General features: G+C 69.5%; 16 protein-coding genes. 7 read left to right on the top strand and 9 right to left on the bottom strand.

Features of this window, described 5'->3' with window-relative positions; genetic code table 11:
* Positions 1 to 203 precede the first annotated feature (203 nt).
* The 4 genes from KK617_RS16995 to merA form a co-directional block, all read right to left on the bottom strand.
* Positions 204 to 1,013, bottom strand: a complete 810-nt coding sequence (locus tag KK617_RS16995; RefSeq protein ID WP_277501346.1) for an AAA family ATPase — start codon at positions 1,011 to 1,013, stop codon at positions 204 to 206.
* Between the two features lie 2 nt (positions 1,014 to 1,015).
* The gene (locus tag KK617_RS16990) at positions 1,016 to 2,395 is read right to left on the bottom strand and encodes a Mu transposase C-terminal domain-containing protein (protein ID WP_094364517.1); all 1,380 of its coding nucleotides are present in this window, start codon (positions 2,393 to 2,395) and stop codon (positions 1,016 to 1,018) included.
* 1 nt (position 2,396) lies between these two features.
* Positions 2,397 to 2,999, bottom strand: coding sequence for a recombinase family protein (locus KK617_RS16985; RefSeq protein WP_094364518.1), 603 nt, complete (start codon positions 2,997 to 2,999; stop codon positions 2,397 to 2,399).
* Positions 3,000 to 3,219: 220 nt separating this feature from the next.
* Positions 3,220 to 4,620 carry a mercury(II) reductase gene (merA, locus tag KK617_RS16980; protein ID WP_017838447.1) on the bottom strand — a complete coding sequence of 467 codons (1,401 nt, stop codon included), beginning with the start codon at positions 4,618 to 4,620 and terminating at the stop codon, positions 3,220 to 3,222.
* Between the two features lie 105 nt (positions 4,621 to 4,725).
* Here merA and KK617_RS16975 point away from each other — a divergent pair, with 105 nt between their 5' ends.
* Both KK617_RS16975 and KK617_RS16970 read left to right on the top strand, forming a co-directional pair.
* Positions 4,726 to 5,115, top strand: a complete 390-nt coding sequence (locus KK617_RS16975) for a heavy metal-responsive transcriptional regulator (protein WP_007928756.1) — start codon at positions 4,726 to 4,728, stop codon at positions 5,113 to 5,115.
* A gap of 88 nt (positions 5,116 to 5,203) precedes the next feature.
* Complete coding sequence (locus tag KK617_RS16970) at positions 5,204 to 5,461, top strand: ATP-binding protein (RefSeq protein ID WP_277501343.1); 258 nt, start codon at positions 5,204 to 5,206, stop codon at positions 5,459 to 5,461.
* A gap of 432 nt (positions 5,462 to 5,893) precedes the next feature.
* Here the strand turns inward: KK617_RS16970 and KK617_RS16965 are convergent, their stop codons facing one another.
* The 3 genes from KK617_RS16965 to KK617_RS16955 form a co-directional block, all read right to left on the bottom strand.
* A complete protein-coding gene (locus tag KK617_RS16965; RefSeq protein ID WP_277501342.1) occupies positions 5,894 to 6,391 on the bottom strand; it encodes a hypothetical protein in 498 nt (165 codons plus the stop codon).
* Positions 6,392 to 6,537: 146 nt separating this feature from the next.
* Positions 6,538 to 6,810, bottom strand: coding sequence for a metal-sensitive transcriptional regulator (locus KK617_RS16960; RefSeq protein ID WP_277501341.1), 273 nt, complete (start codon positions 6,808 to 6,810; stop codon positions 6,538 to 6,540).
* On the bottom strand, positions 6,807 to 7,223 hold the full coding sequence (locus KK617_RS16955; protein ID WP_277501340.1) for a DUF302 domain-containing protein: 417 nt from the start codon (positions 7,221 to 7,223) through the stop codon (positions 6,807 to 6,809). The genes KK617_RS16960 and KK617_RS16955 overlap by 4 nt, the downstream gene beginning before the upstream one ends.
* Before the next feature lie 147 nt (positions 7,224 to 7,370).
* Between KK617_RS16955 and KK617_RS16950 the strand changes: the two genes are divergently transcribed.
* From KK617_RS16950 to KK617_RS16935, 4 genes are read left to right on the top strand one after another with little or no spacing between them, the layout of a single operon-like run.
* Positions 7,371 to 7,694: a rhodanese-like domain-containing protein gene (locus KK617_RS16950; RefSeq protein WP_277501339.1), complete on the top strand. Its 324-nt coding sequence runs from the start codon at positions 7,371 to 7,373 to the stop codon at positions 7,692 to 7,694.
* A complete protein-coding gene (locus tag KK617_RS16945) occupies positions 7,691 to 9,094 on the top strand; it encodes an MBL fold metallo-hydrolase (protein WP_277501338.1) in 1,404 nt (467 codons plus the stop codon). The genes KK617_RS16950 and KK617_RS16945 overlap by 4 nt, the downstream gene beginning before the upstream one ends.
* Positions 9,091 to 9,909 carry a TSUP family transporter gene (locus tag KK617_RS16940; RefSeq protein WP_277501337.1) on the top strand — a complete coding sequence of 273 codons (819 nt, stop codon included), beginning with the start codon at positions 9,091 to 9,093 and terminating at the stop codon, positions 9,907 to 9,909. The genes KK617_RS16945 and KK617_RS16940 overlap by 4 nt, the downstream gene beginning before the upstream one ends.
* 35 nt (positions 9,910 to 9,944) lie before the next feature.
* The gene (locus tag KK617_RS16935) at positions 9,945 to 12,110 is read left to right on the top strand and encodes an MMPL family transporter (RefSeq protein ID WP_277501336.1); all 2,166 of its coding nucleotides are present in this window, start codon (positions 9,945 to 9,947) and stop codon (positions 12,108 to 12,110) included.
* A gap of 197 nt (positions 12,111 to 12,307) precedes the next feature.
* On the opposite strand, the gene KK617_RS16930 is transcribed toward KK617_RS16935, so the two are convergent.
* A complete protein-coding gene (locus KK617_RS16930; protein ID WP_277501334.1) occupies positions 12,308 to 13,003 on the bottom strand; it encodes a DUF4396 domain-containing protein in 696 nt (231 codons plus the stop codon).
* 780 nt (positions 13,004 to 13,783) lie between these two features.
* Here KK617_RS16930 and KK617_RS16925 point away from each other — a divergent pair.
* On the top strand, positions 13,784 to 14,428 hold the full coding sequence (locus tag KK617_RS16925; protein WP_277501333.1) for a DUF305 domain-containing protein: 645 nt from the start codon (positions 13,784 to 13,786) through the stop codon (positions 14,426 to 14,428).
* 299 nt (positions 14,429 to 14,727) lie between these two features.
* Here KK617_RS16925 and KK617_RS16920 read toward each other — a convergent pair.
* The coding region (locus tag KK617_RS16920) for an FAD-dependent oxidoreductase (RefSeq protein WP_277501332.1) at positions 14,728 to 15,220 on the bottom strand (493 nt) is incomplete at its 5' end.

Below are 15,220 nucleotides of genomic sequence, written 5' to 3'. Positions count from 1 at the left end.
CCCCCAACCGGTGGCGGTCGAGGTGCAGCGCTTTCACCCCTCGCGCGCCAACCGTCACGAACTCGAAGAGGAACTCACCTAGCCCGACCATGCTCACGCGAGCTGCAGGCTCCACAAACGGTCGTTTTTGAGCCTGTCGCCGACGGAGGCCCGGGTGTGGGTTTGAGTGCTTTGCGGCGGTTTTCTGTGATCGCTTGGGGGCGTTAGTTTCCGATCACGAGGATGCTGGCGGCGGATTCTATGACGTCGTCGGTGATGGTCTCGAGTTGGTTGATCGTGAGCACTCGGGCGATCTGAGGGAAGAGGCGTTCGAGGAGGCGGAAGTTGCCCCGGGTGATGCGTTCGATCGCGGCGATCGCTTGAGCGTCGGTGAAGTCGTCTGGGTCAAGAGTGCGGCCGAGGCGTTTCCAATGGCGATCGAGGACGAAGAGCAGTTCCTCGCGTCCTAGTGCCCGGTATCGGTGTGAAAATCCGAGGCGGCTGTAGAGCTGAGGGTAGTGGCGAAACCGCTGGTCACTGCCAGGCATGCCGATGAGGATGATCGCCAGGTCGTAGCGGTCGTGTTCATCACGGAGGAGTTCGAGTGCGGTCGGGGCCAGTCGTTCGGCTTCATCGATGATGAGCAGCTCGACCCACTTGTTGGTGTGACCTGAGCGGGCGCCGGTGACTTTGCCGATGTTGCGCTGGTGTTCGTCGATGCAGATGCCGAGCTTTGTCTGCAGGTGCGCGATCTCGTGCATGAGGATTTTGGGCCTGGGGAGCACCTCGGGGGTGTAGAACACGGTCCGGCACCGGTTCGCAGTTGCATAAAGCTTGGCGTCGTCTTCGGTGCGCGGCCCCCATTCGGTGATGAACGGTTCCACGGTGTCCCAGTGGGCGTATCGGCGTGCCGATTGGGTCTTGCCGATGCCGGCGTCGCCGTGACAGATGCCGATGGTGCGTTCCTTGCGTACCGCGGTGGCGAATTCGGTGAACCGGCGATGTTCCTTGGTGATGATGAAGTCCTTGGCCATCCTTAGTCCTCTTCGTAGGTGCGCAGCTTGGTTGGCCGCGCTCCGGGGGCGGCGGTGCGCGGTTCGGCCCGATCGGCGATACGCGGGATGCGGTCGTTGATGTCTTTGCGCAGTTGGCGCCGGCGGGCTCGGCGTGCGGTCTCGACTTCTTGCAGGCTTACCCGTTGGTTCGGGTGCGCCTCATCGATGGCCACGCAGAGGAAGGTGTCGCGGTCGTATACGCGAACCTCGGAGATGTCACGCGGGTCGTAGCGGATCGTCACCGGGCGGCCAACGAACGGTGCCAGAGTTGGCGCGAGGTAGCGCCGGCCTTGGAAGTGGATGCCGTCACGCTGCACGGTGCGGTGCTTGGGCACCGTCAGCAGCAGTCCGTCGAGTTCATCGAGGGATTCGGGCATGCGTGGCAACCACCCGTCACCGATCCACGCCTTCTTCGGGCTCGTCCCGATCTCCCGGTGGGTCCGCTCGTTGTAGGTGGCGATGAAACCGGCGATCGCCTGATCGAGCGCAGGTAGATCCAGAGATGGAGGTGTCTTGGCCCCTGGTGCCAGATGTCCGGGCAGGGTGGCCAGGAGCTCGGTGTTGACTGTGCCGAAGAACCGCTCGATCTTGCCTCGGCCTTGCGGGCGACCGACGGTGGAGAAGATGAGGCGGATTTTCAGTGAGACCGCGGTGTACTCGAGGTGGCGGCTGGTGAAGTCGCTGCCGTGATCGATATAGAGGACGTCGGGTAGTCCGCACATCGCCCAGGCCGGTTCGGTCTTGCGCCAGATCGCCTGTCGTAGCACCAGCGCGGTGTTCATCGCCGATGGCGCCCCGGTGAAGACCATGTACCCGCAGACCGCGCGGGAGTAGTCGTCCATCACCACCGTCAGCCAGGGCCGGTCGGGGGTGCCGCTGGCGCCGGTGATGAGGATGTCGAGTTCGGTGTGATCGGCTTGCCACGTCACATTCGGCCGTTCGGCGCGATGGCGGAACACCAGTTCATAGCGGTCCCGATATGCTGCCGGCCCCTCCAGAGCAAGCGTCACCAGGGCCGGGTCCAAAGCGTGGACGATGGCGCGGACCGTGGCATAGCTCGGGGCCGCCAAACCCAAGCGACCCGCTTCGGCCGTGGTGAGCCGGTGCAATGCAGCGGTGCTCGGGCGTGGGCGGGTCAGCGCGAGGTGCTCGAGAAACGTGACCAGTTCCGCCGGAGTGCGTCGAGATCCCGTGTCGCGTCGTGGCCGCGGCTCCAACGCCGCGATGCCGCCGGTCTTGTAAAGCTGGTGCCAGCGTTGCAGTGTCCGCAGCCCGGTGCCGGTGTCACGGGCCAGGGTCGTCAGCGAGATGCCGTCCTCGACGTGAAGCCGGAGGATTCGCCACCGCTGCGGCCCGTCCATGTCACACCTGCTGGGAGACCATGTCGCGGTCGCGGGCAGCCTGTTGGTGCCGGTACAGCGTGGCGCGAGACCATCCGACCAATCGGGCGGCTTCCTCGGCGGTGCGACCCTTGGCGCGGGCGTCCCGAGCGATGTCGAGTTTCTCCGCAATCACCGCCGGGTCAACAGGCGGCCGACCGAACCGGGTACCGCTCTGCTTCGCCGCAGCGATGCCGGCATTGACTCGCTCGGTGATCAGCTCGCGCTCGTACTCGGCCAGCGTGGCCAGCATGCCCAGCATTAACCGGCCGGAAGTGGTCTCCGGGTCGATGCCGTCCGAAAGCGACTTGATCTTTACGCCCTTGTCGCGCATCAGGTTCACGGTGTTGAGGACATCGATCAAGGATCGGCCGAGCCGGTCGATGCGCCACACCACGACCGTGTCGCCGGACTCGGCATAGTCCAACAGGCGCTTCATCCCCGGGCGTTCGATCGCGGTCCGGCTACCCGAGGTCACATCCGCGAACACATCCCGCTTCTGCACCCCGGAATCCACGAGTGCATCCAACTGCAACTGCGCGTCCTGACTCGCAGTGCTCACGCGGGTGTACCCCAAGAGCCTCATGACATGATTATGACTCACAAACCCCTACCGAGCACCACCCTGCGACAGTTCACGGTGAGACGACTTCGCGAGAGGCAGAAGGTGCCCATCGGCCCATGAAGCGGTCTCGGCGTCCGGTCCCCGCCTGGTGTCTCATAAGACTGTAGGTTTTTAAGGCACATTCACGGCGCCAGGCGGGCCGCCGCGGGAGCCCTCGTCCACCCCGCTGGGGCCGCGGGTTTCAGGCGCAGCATGACGTCGGCATCTGGTTTCGGAAGAGGCCGGCCACGATGCGCAGGCTTTCGCTCATGGTCAGGTACGGCGCCCAGGTGTCGGCCAGATCGTCGACGGTCATGCCGCTTTTGATGGCGTAGGTGGCCGCCAGCATGATCTCCCCGGCCCCGTCCGCCAGAGCGTGCACGCCCAGAACCTTGCCGCTCACGGCGTCGGCGACGAGCTTCACCGCCCCGCGGGTGTCGTGCTGGACGAGCGCCCGGGGGACATCGGACAGGTCCAGGACGCGGCAGTCGCACGCGTGCCCTCGGGTGAGGGCCTCGTCCTCGGTCAACCCCGCCGAGGCCAGCTGGGGCCGGGTGAACACGACCGCAGGAAAGCCGGCGTAGTCGACCCGAGCTGCCGGCGGGTACCTGTCCTCGGTCAGGGCGTTGAGCGCGGCGGCCCGACCGCCGGCGGCGGCGGCGTAGACGTACTGGGGAGCCCCCGAGACGTCACCGGCGGCCCAGACGCGCGGGTTGGAGGTGCGCTGGGTCTGGTCGACCACGACGAAGCCGCGCTCGTCCACGTCCACACCGGCAGCGGCCAGGTTCAGGCCGTCGGTGCGGGGCAGGCGTCCGGTGGCCACCAGGACCTGCGCGCCGCGCACCTGTTCGCCCGAGTCCGTGGTCACCACCACCTCTCCTGCGGGGCCTGGTTCGCGGGCCACAGTGGTCGCGCGCTCTTCGACCACGGTGATGCCGTCGTCGGTGAAGACTTCCCGAAGTCTCTGGGCCAGCTCCGGCTCGGCGTGCGGCGCCAGACGCCCGACCACAGAGACCCGGGTGCCGAGGTGAGCGAACAGCTGGGCCTGCTCCATCCCGACGTACCCGCCACCGATAACGACCAGGGACTCAGGCAGCTCGGTCAGCTGCATCGCGGTGGTGGACGTCAGCCGGTCCACAGAGTCGAGACCGACCACCTCCGGGATGGCGGGGGTGGCACCGGTGGCGACCAGATAGGCCCGGGCCCGCAGCGCCTGGCCGTCGACGGCCAGGGTGTCCCCGTCCAGGAAGCTGGCCTGGCCTGGGCGGACCTGGAAGCCGTAGGCAGCGGCCACATCGGCGTACTTCGCATCACGCAGGCGCTCGATGAGTGCGTCCTTCTGGGCCACCAGATCGCCGAGGTTCACCGGTGCGGCTGACGTTGGGGCACCTTTGAAGGGATTGGTGAGCGCGGCGTGCCGGGCCCCGGCGGCCGCCAGGAGCGTCTTGGACGGCACGCAGCCGATGTTCACGCACGTCCCGCCCAGAACACCGCGCTCAACCAGCACGACGCTCTTACCGGCCTGGCTGGCCGCGATGGCGGCGGACATCGCCGCGCCTCCTGAGCCGATCACGGCCAGATCGACGTCGTAGTCCACACCCATTTGCCCACCTTCCTTCGCGTGACCCCTCTTCAGCGTCCATAGTGGACGTTCCAGCGCAGGGGAAGGTCAAGGCGAACATGGACGAGAGCCGAGAAAGGGGCCACTGTGCGCATCGGTGAGTTGGCCGTGGCCAGCGGCACCACAACCAAGACGCTGCGCTTCTACGAAGAAGCCGGCCTACTACCTGCGCCTGAGCGCACCGCCAACGGATACCGCGACTACACCCCTGCGGCCCTGGCGCGCCTGGACTTCGTTCGCCGCGGCCGCACCGCTGGGCTCACCCTGGCCCAGATTCGCGAGATCCTCGACATCCGCGACGCCGGAGTCGCACCCTGCCAGCACGTGCACGCCCTGCTCGAAGCCCACCTGGGCGACCTGGACCGCCAAATCGCCGACCTGCAAGCACTGCGACACACCGTCGCGCACCTTCACCACAGTGCCACCACCAGCGACCCCACCAAATGCGACACCACGACCGTCTGCCGCTATCTGTGACCAGACCGGTGCTCGCGTGTATCGCCATGAGCAGATGCCGCCACAGAGCGTCGACAGAACCCCGCCATATAACGGCGAAAGCCACACCTTGTCCTCCGGCGCCCGGCCCGACGGCGTCGTGGAGCTCGTCGTGGACGACGACGGGTCCGGGGTGCCCCCGGCCGACCGCGACCGCGTCTTCGAGCGCTTCGTGCGCCTCGACGAGGCCCGGGCCCGCGACGACGGCGGCAGCGGGCTGGGCCTGGCCATCGTCCGCGAGGTGGCGCGGGCGCACGGCGGCGACGCCGCCGTCGTGACCTCACCGCTCGGCGGCGCCCGCTTCGTGGTGACCCTGCCCACCTCCTGAGCGGTGGTCCAGCACCGCGTCGGTCTCGGCCAGGACGCCGCCGCCCCAGTCACGGCCTCCACGGACACACGCTCCACACGTGCCGCGCCCGACGCGTCGACCGGCAGCTCGGGCTGCTGGTCGCCGGTCGTACGCGCGCGCACGGCGCACCAGGGTCTGCACCGAGGCGGCACCGGCTCAGCAGCCGGCGGGCTGGGCGGCGGCACACCACTTGAGGCAGTCAGGTTCACAAACGGTAGGCGGGCCTCTAGTGAGCCGTAGTTTTCGGCTACGGGTTCTGACCCACCGCGATGTGGCCCTGGAACGCTCGAAGAACGGCAGGCTCAGAAAAGAACGATTGCGCACCACTGTCCCGCTCGGCGCACTAATGACTTGCAGACCGCTGAAGATGGCGAAGACCATCGAGCATTCTTGAGATCGACAGTGCTGGAATCAGCCGGTCTCGGCCCGCAACAGGTCCTGAATGTGCTGAGCCCGGCGGTCCCCCCAGATCAGCAACGGCTCCGACATCACCAGCTCGCCATCATGGAACAGCCGCAGGCGCGGTGGCCCCTCGCCCCCAGCCGGTACCTGCACGAAGTCGAACCATCGGAGCCGGCCGTCGACACGCGCGCCTCGAATGCGGGCTAACTCAAGTCGCTGCGAGCCGCGTCGGGTGCAAAGAACCAGTTCATCGCCCGCGAGGTCCACCGTGTTGTCGCCCAGCCTCCGGCACCAGTACGAAGCCCGGAACCCACCCCACAGCAGCCCCAAGCCGGCTGCGGCCGCAAGCGGCGCAGCGCCTGCGCGTAGCTCAGCCCAGGTCGGCGGGCCGTCAATCAGGGAAACGCCGACTGCCGCCAGCGCTAGGGGCAGCAAGAACCATAGGCCGGACAGAACGACCTGCCTGGCAATCCATCGGTCCCCAGCGCGCGGGCCAACCAACTGCATGACTGATCCTCTCAAGGCCCAAGTCGACGCCCGGTCGCGCCGATTGATTGTCCGGGACCTTGCCTGCGGAACCGCCAGGCGGTCTGGAAGATCACAAACCGCCGTTTGTGGACCACACCTTGGGGCACGCGACTCCACGGCCCCCGTCAGGCGAGCGCTAGAAACAGCTTCTCCATCTTCTTCACGTCGACGGCGTCGATGCCCTCCTCGCCGGCGTCGGCCAGGCAGTGCTGCAGGCCGGTGGCGACGATCGCGTAGCCGGCGCGTGAGAGCGCCTTGTTGACGGCAGCCAGTTGGGTCAGGACGTCCTCGCAGGACGAGCCCTCCTCCATCATCCGGATGACGCTCGCGAGGTGTCCGTTGGCGCGCTTCATGCGGGTGGTGATCGCTTTGATCTCGGTCGGGTCGAGGTCCGTCACGACTGCTCTCCTCGGGTGGCGACGGCCGCGAGGGCCGACGAGAGCCGGGTCCGGGCGTCCTGCGAGACGCGACGGAGGACCTCGCCCGCGTCGCCGGAGAACGAGGTCATGACCGCCGGGTCGAAGGCCTCGACCACGGTCGTCGTTTCCCCGGTCGAGCGCACCACCACGTTGCACGGCAGCAGTGCGGCGATCGATGGGTCGGCCTGCAGCGCCTCGTGGGCCAGCTGCGGGCGGCACGCGCCCAGGATCACCTGAGGGGCGACGTCGACGTCGAGCTTGGCCTTCAGGGTGGCGCGCAGGTCGATCTCGGTCAGCACGCCGAACCCCGCCTCCGCGAGCTCCTCGCGCACGGCCGCGACCGTCTCGTCGTACCCGCGGTCCGTGGTGACCGAGAGCGTGTAGTCCGTCATTGGGGTCCTGCCTTTCGTCGGTGAAGGGCGTGGGGCCGAAGAGGTCCCTGGGGCGTCGTCCACTCTGACTGTACAACCCCCTGGGGGGTTCTGTTAGGTTCCGATTAACCCCCCAGGGGGTTCCGAGACTGAAAGGAATGAAGACCCATGCAGGAGATCGAAGTCGAGCAGCTCTCCGCAGCGATCGAGCGCGGCGCCAGGGTCGTCGACGTGCGTGAGCCGGCCGAGTACGCCGAGGGCCACGTGCCGGGCGCCCACCACATTCGAATGGGCCGCCTCGCAGACCGGATCGACGAGCTCGACCGTGACGCGCGGATCCACGTCGTCTGCGCCTCGGGCAACCGCAGTGCGGCGGTGGTCGAGATGCTGACTGCACTGGGGTTCGACGCCGTGAACGTGCGCGGCGGCACCAGCGCCTGGGCGCGGTCGGGGCGACCGCTGGCCCGCGGATCCCGGGCGGTGGAGACGTGACCACCGCGCTCACCGCCCTCACCATCGTCCCCGTCGAGACCCCGACGCTGGGCGATCGCAGCTACCTCGTGCACGACGGTGAGTCGGCGTTCGTCGTCGACCCCCAGCGCGACATCGACCGTGTACTCGCGCTGCTCGACGAGCACGGGGTGCGGCTCACCCACGTCCTGGAGACGCACCTCCACAACGACTACGTCACGGGCGGCCTCGCCCTGGCGTCCGCCACCGGGGCGTCGTACGTCGTCAACGGCGCCGAGGAGGTGTCGTTCGAGCGCGTGCCCGTGGTGGACGGTGACGAGATCCGGGTCGGCCGCCGGATGGTGCTGACGGTGCTGGCCACGCCCGGGCACACCTTCCACCACGTGTCCTACGCACTCCGCGAGGTCCGCGACGACGACCGGCCCGACACCGAGGTGGGCGTGTTCTCCGGCGGGTCGCTGCTCTTCGGCGCCACGGGACGCCCCGACCTGCTCGGCGACGAGCACACCGACGCCCTGGTGCGTCACCAGCACGCCTCCGCGCACCGGCTGGCCACGCTGCTGCCCGACTCGGCCGAGGTGTTCCCGACCCACGGTTTCGGGTCGTTCTGCTCCGCGACCCAGTCCGACGCCACGTCCTCGACCATCGGCCGCGAGCGGACGACCAATCCCGCGCTGACGCAGGACGAGGAGAGCTACGTCCGCGAGCTCCTCGCCGGGCTGGGCCCCTGGCCGGCGTACTACGCCCACATGGCACCCGCCAACGCGGCCGGGCCCTCGGCGCCGGACCTGAGCGCTCCGGCGCGGGCCGACGCCGAGGAGCTGCGGCGCCGCATCGAGGGCGGCGAGTGGGTCGTCGACCTGCGCCACCGCACCGCGTTCGCTGCCGGGCATGCCCGGGGCGCCCTGAACTTCGGCCTCGACGGCGGCTTCGCGACGTACCTCGGCTGGCTGATCCCGTGGGGCACCCCGCTCACCCTCCTCGGGGAGAGCGCCGCGCAGGTCAGCGACGCGCAGCGCGAACTGGTCCGCATCGGCATCGACCGTCCGGCTGCCCACGCGACCGGTGGGCCCGCGGACTGGGTCGCCGCAGGCGACGCGCCGGCCGGTTTCGCGACGGGCACCTTCGCCGACCTCGCGCAGGTGCGCCACCACCGCGAGGTGGTCGTGCTCGACGTGCGCCGCGCCGACGAGCACGACGCCGCGGCGATTAGGGGTGCCGTGAACATCCCGCTCCACGAGCTGTGGGGCCGCCTCGACGAGGTGCCGGCCGGTGAGGTGTGGGTGCACTGCGCCGGCGGCTACCGAGCGTCGGTCGCCGCCTCGATGCTCGACGCCCGCGGCCGCATCACCGTCGCCGTCGACGACACCTTCGACCATGCCGAGGCGGTCGGGCTGCACCTCGTGGGCCCCGCGACGTGACTTTCCTCGTGGCCGTCGTGGCCGGGGTACTGATCGGGCTGGGCCTGGGCGCGCTCGGCAGCGGTGGCTCGATCCTCGCCGTGCCGGTGCTCATGTTCCTGCTCGACCAGTCACCCGCGCAGGCGACGACCGGCTCGCTGGTCGTGGTCGGGGTGACCGCGCTCGTGGGCGCCGTGGCCGCTCGGCGCTCCGGCAACGTCCTGCTCGCCCGCGGCACGACCTTCGGGGCGGTCGCCGTCGGCGGCGCCGTGGTCGGGGCCAGGGTGGCCGCCCTCGTCGACGAGGCCGCGCTGCTCGCCGCGTTCGCGGCCCTGATGCTCCTGGTCGGCACGCTCATGGCGTGGCGACTGGTGCGGCAGCCCGCCGGCCCCGCGCACGCGGCGCGACCCGCCCTGGACGACCCGATCCTCACCTTCAGCCCGACCTTCGCCTGTGCCTGCCCGCGGGCGATCAAGGTGGCGGTCACCGCCACCCTGGTGGGGCTGCTCACCGGCTTCCTCGGCGTCGGGGGCGGGTTTCTCGTCGTACCCGCGCTGCTGCTCGCCCTCGGCCTGCCGCTCCCGTACGCCGCCGGCACGTCGCTCGTGGTCATCACGATCACCAGTGCGACCGCCCTGGCGACCCGGGCGGGGGTCGGCACCTCGCCGGACTGGGGCGTCGTGCTGGTGCTCACCCTCAGCTCCGCGCTGGCCGCCGTCGCCGGAGCCCGGCTCGCCGGCCGGGTCGATCCCCGTCGGCTCTCGGCCGGGTTCACCGTCCTCGTCCTCGCCATCGCGGGCTACACCGCGGCCCGGGCCCTGCCCGCCCTCGTCTGACCACTCCTGCTCACCCTCACCAGAACGGACCCTCCATGAGCACGACCGCCCACGAGCACCCCTCCCAGGCCTCGGACGTCCCCCCGGGCCCCCGCCCCGGACCCCTCGGACGCCTCGGCGTCTGGGTCACCGACCACGCCCGGATCGTCACCGGGGTGTGGCTCCTGCTCGTCATCGGCCTCGGGGCCTTCGCCCCGCAGGTCGAGCACAACCTCTCGGGCGCGGGCTGGCAGGCCGACGGCTCCGAGTCGGTCGCCGCCCGTGAGCTGGCCCGCGCGAGCTTCGGGGGCAACGCCTCCTCGGCCATCCAGGTCGTCGTGCGCGCCGAGGAGGGTGCGGTCACCGAGGGTGCCGGCGCCGCGGTGCTCGACGAGGTGACCCGGGTGCTCGAGGCCGAGCCCCGCATCGCCGACGTCGTCGCCCCGATGCCCGGAGCGACGCTGAGCGAGGACGGCAGCACCGCGATCGTCCTGGCCGGGGCCGGGGTCGACACCAACGAGATGGTGCGGGTCGCGACCGACCTCAAGGACGACCTGCAGGCGCTCTCCGTCGACGGCGTGGAGGTGAAACCCACCGGTTCGTCGCTGCTCTGGTCGGACTTCAACGAGGCCAACCTCGAGGCGATGCTGACGTCGGAGATGATCTCGTGGCCGGTCACGATGGTGATCCTCGTGATCGCCTTCGGTGCGCTCGTCGCCGCCGGTCTCCCGTTGATGCTCACCCTCGCCGGCCTCATCGCCTCGGCCGGCTCCCTGGTGCTCGTCAACGAGCTCGTGCCGGTGTCGATCTGGGCGATGAACTTCGCCATGATGTTCGCCCTCGCCCTGGGCATCGACTACGCCCTCTTCCTCGTCGCCCGCTACCGCGCCACGCGCGCGGCCTCCGGCAGCTCGGTGCGCGGGGCGGTCGCCGAGACCATGGACACCGCCGGCAAGGCCGTCCTGCTCTCCGGGGTCACCGTGCTCGTCTCGTTGTCGGCGGTGATGCTCGTGCCGTCACCGTCGTTCCGCTCGATGGCCGGCGGCATCATGATCGCGGTCGTGTTCATCCTGGGCGCCACCCTCACCCTGCTGCCCCTGGTGCTCACCAAGCTCGACCACCGCATCGACAAGCTGTCCCTGCCCCGCCTCGGCGCCGGGGAGCACCGCTCCGCGAGGTTCGCCGCCTGGGGCGAGCGGCTCTGGAGACGCCCGCTCCTCTGGGGCGCGACGGCCACGGTGGTGCTGCTCGCGCTCGCTGCGCCGATCGTGGGGCTCACGACGGCGATGCCCTCCATCAAGGTGCTGCCCGAGGACGCCAGCGCCCGTGCCGGGTACGACGTCGTGCAGGACGCCTTCGGCGAAGGCGCGCCCGGGACGCTGCAGGTCGTCGCCGACGCCGCGGACGCCGACGCCGCGTCCGCCGTGCTCGCGGACGACGCCGGGATCTCCGCCGCGCTCCCGCCGATGCCGGCGAGCGACGACAGCGGGCTCGTGCTCCTCCAGGCGGTGCCCACCGTCGACCCGTCCGACCCCGGGCTCGGCGAGACGGTCGACCGGCTCCGCGCCGACCTGCCCGACAGCGCGCTCGTGGGCGGGGCGCCGGTGGAGAACCTCGATCTGAAGGCGCAGCTGGACGAGTCCACTCCGCTCGTGATCGGCGTCGTCCTGGTGCTCGGCTTCCTCCTGCTGCTCGTGGCGCTGCAGGCGCCGCTGATCTCGCTGCTCGGCACGCTCGCGAGCCTGCTCTCGACGGCCGCCGCGTTCGGGGTCGCCCGGCTCGTCTTCCAGGACGGCATCGGCGCCGACCTGCTCGGCTTCGAGAGCCAGGGCTTCCTCGACGCGTGGTCACCGGTGTTCTTCTTCGCGATGATCTTCGCGATCGCGATGGACTACACCGTGTTCCTGCTGGCCTCCGCGAAGGAGCAGTACGAACGGACCGGCGACGCCCACGTCGCCATGGTCGAGGCGCTGGCCCGCTCCGGGCGTGTCATCTTCGCCGCCGGGGCGGTGATGGTCGCGGTGTTCTTCACCTTCGCGCTTTCCGGTCCGATCCCCCCGAAGGAGATGGGTGTCGTGCTCGGCGTCGCGGTGCTGCTCGACGCCTTCCTCGTCAGGCTCGTCCTGCTGCCCGTGATGCTGCGCCTCACCGGGCGCGCGGCCTGGTGGAGCCCCTTCTGGCTGCGCCGCGTCCTGCCCACCATCACGTTCTCCCACGGCTGACCCCGCAGACCACCATGTGTCGAGCAGTCACCTGCAAGAAGTGCGGCAGGACGACCTGGGCCGGCTGCGGCCAGCACGTAGACCAGGTCCTCACCGGGGTCCCTCGCGCGGACCGCTGCACCGGGCACCAGGAGACCGCGCCCGCATTCGGACTGCTCAACCGGCTCTTCAGCAGGAAGTCCTGACGAATCTCCAGTTCAGAAGGGCTTCAGAGCGGCGCTCGTCGGCAGCGCGTGCGGGGGCGCGCCGCCCCCAGTGCTCAGCTCGTCGGCTAGCGACACGACCAGACCGCCGAGCATGAAGGCGGCGATGACGCCCACCAGCACCGGTGTCTCCAGGGAGGGGATGTAGCGACGCGCGCCGGTCACCTCGCCGGCGGCGTGGTGATAGCGGTGGGTGAGGGCGTGTCCCTTGCCGCGCGCCAGCAGGTAGCGGTTGACCGGGTACGCGGCGAAGAACGCCACCGTGAGCGCGAACATCATCGCGAGCCAGAACGTGCTGTTGACGAGGCCCGCGTCCATCGCCCCGGGAACGAGCGCCATGACGGCGTTGTCGACGAGCTCCATCGTGGCGATCGAGAGGGTGTCAGCGGCGAGCACGACACCGAGAGCGGTCCCCACCCCGAGGCCCGCCTTGAGCAGCGGGAGCGTCGAGAGCAGGTAGCCGAACAGGAACGCGAGACCGACGGCGAGCACGATCGTCCACCCGGCGCTCAAGCCGACCGCCGTGCCGATCATCAGTCCGACGATCTCCCCGATCGCGCACCCGGTGAGGCAGTGCAGGGTCGCGCTGACCGCCGTCGACCGCGAGCTCCCAGACCCACCCTGGTGGTCGTGGTGGTCGTGGTGGTCGTGGTGGTCGTCGTGGTCGTGGTGGTGCGGCGCTTCGCTCATCTCTTTTCCCACCTCAGCGATTGAGTCGTCCTCACTCTACATACCCCCTGGGGGTATCCTCTCGGTGTGAGCGGTTCCGTAAACTGCGGGGTGGAGGAGGTGAGCCCCATGACGAGCGCCGGCGGAAGCCTTCTTCGTCACGGCCCTAGTCCCGGCGGGGTTCGGAGCCGGCTGACTCAGCGGCACACCCATTCCCCGCTTCGACGCCGTCGCCTGGCTGTTGTGGTGATCGCTGCGATCGCGTTCGGAATCCTGGGCATGCACGCCCTCACCACCAAGGACATCGACGGGCCACCAGGGCACACGACTGCCCTCAGCGCAACGCACGCGCTGCTACCCGCCCTCGACACGACTCACCACAGTGCCTCCTCGACAACAATTCCAGGGCCGTCGCAGGTCACCATGGCCGCCCAACACGCAGAGGAGACACACGCCCCCACCACCGGCCAAACCGACCGCGACGCCGGTCACGGGGCACATGGGGACGGCGGGGCGGAACACGTCATGATGCTCTGCGCCGCGATGCTTGCAGCCGCCGCTCTTCTCGCCCTCGGCGCTCTCGCCTGCAGGCTCCCGCGGTTGTGGGCGGTACTGGCCCCCGCCGTCATCAGGCAGATCACCCGCAGGGTCGCACCAACAGGCACGGGCCCGCCTGCGGTGTGGAGGTTCTCGATCATCAGGTGCTGACAGGCGTTGCATCACCCCGGCCCTCGGGTACTCCTCTGCGCCGGCGGTGACGACATTCCGCCCCCCTGTCAGACCTGAACCAGGAGAACCTCCATGCGTAACCGCTACACCACCCGTCGAGCCGTCACCGTTCTCGGGCTCGGCCTGTCCCTCAGCCTCACCGCAGCAGCGTGCGGCACCGACGACGAAGGAGCCGACACCTCCTCCGAGACCTCGACCACCGAGCACAACGACGCCGACATCGCATTCGCGTCCGACATGCTCCAACACCACTCCCAGGCCCTCGTCATGGTCGACCTCACCGAAGGCCGCAACCTCGACCCCGCGGTCCACCAGCTGGCCGAACAGATCCGGGCAGCCCAGGCCCCGGAGATCGAGACCTTCACCGACTGGCTCCTCAACTGGGGCGAGGAGGTTCCGGAGACGATGCGCGACCACGTCAACGGCGGCCACAGCGACCACGATTCCGGCGATGCGACGGACTCGATGGAGGGCATGGACCACGAGATGCCCGGCATGATGTCGGCCGAGGACATGAGCGCCCTGGAGGCCGCACCCGACGCCCGATTTGAGGAGCTGTGGCTGACGATGATGATCGAGCACCACACCGGCGCAGTAGAGATGGCCGAAGCCGAGCAGGACAACGGCCAGTTCCAGCCCGCCATCGACCTCGCCGCCGACATCACCGCGTCCCAGACCGCCGAGATCGAGACCATGCAGGCCCTGCTCAACTCCTGACCCCCAGCGGCAACAAGTCCGCACCACACGAGGGTCCGGTCCGGGATGCAACGAAGGGTGCGGCACGATCACCCCACGCGATTCGTGCCGCACCCCCCGCACCTCGCCACCGGGCCGTCGCCCGGACCCACCGGCAAATCCCCCCGACCATTCCCGCCGGCTCACAACCTGCCCACCCGCAGCACACCAGTTGAACCGGCCACGAGCGAGAACCACAGGGTGGGTCAGAAACGACCAATGTGAGCTCCAGTTTGGTCGAATCTCACCTGTGAGACACCGCTGTTTCCGCGTGTTTGCCGTCAGAGGCCGGCGGTCTGCACGGTCTCGACGGCGGCGGACTCCGCGACCGCGTCCTGGGCCTCCTGCGGCGTCACCGCGGCGTGGTCCAGGTCGGCGATGTAGCGCTCGGCGTCGAGCGCCGCGGCGCAGCCGGTGCCGGCCGCGGTGATCGCCTGGCGGTAGTGGTGGTCCACCAGGTCGCCGGCCGCGAACACGCCCGGGATGTTCGTCGCCGTCGAGGGGTGGCGCACCAGCACGTAGCCCTCGTCGTCGAGGTCGACCTGACCGCCGAGCAACTCCGAGCGCGGGTCGTGGCCGATCGCCACGAACAGGCCGGTGACCTCCAGCGGCCGGGTCTCCCCGGTCACGGTGTCGCGCAGCGTGACGCTCTCCAGCTTGTCGCCGCCGTGGATCTCGGCGACCTCGGAGTTCCAGAGCACCTCGAGCTTCGGGTCCTTGAACGCGCGGTCGGCCATGATCGCGGAGGCGCGCAGCGAGTCGCGGCGGTGGATC

This window comes from Nocardioides sp. ChNu-99 (assembly GCF_029493445.1).
In the GTDB taxonomy this organism is placed as follows: domain Bacteria; phylum Actinomycetota; class Actinomycetes; order Propionibacteriales; family Nocardioidaceae; genus Nocardioides.
This window is presented reverse-complemented; position numbering and strand designations above follow the sequence as displayed.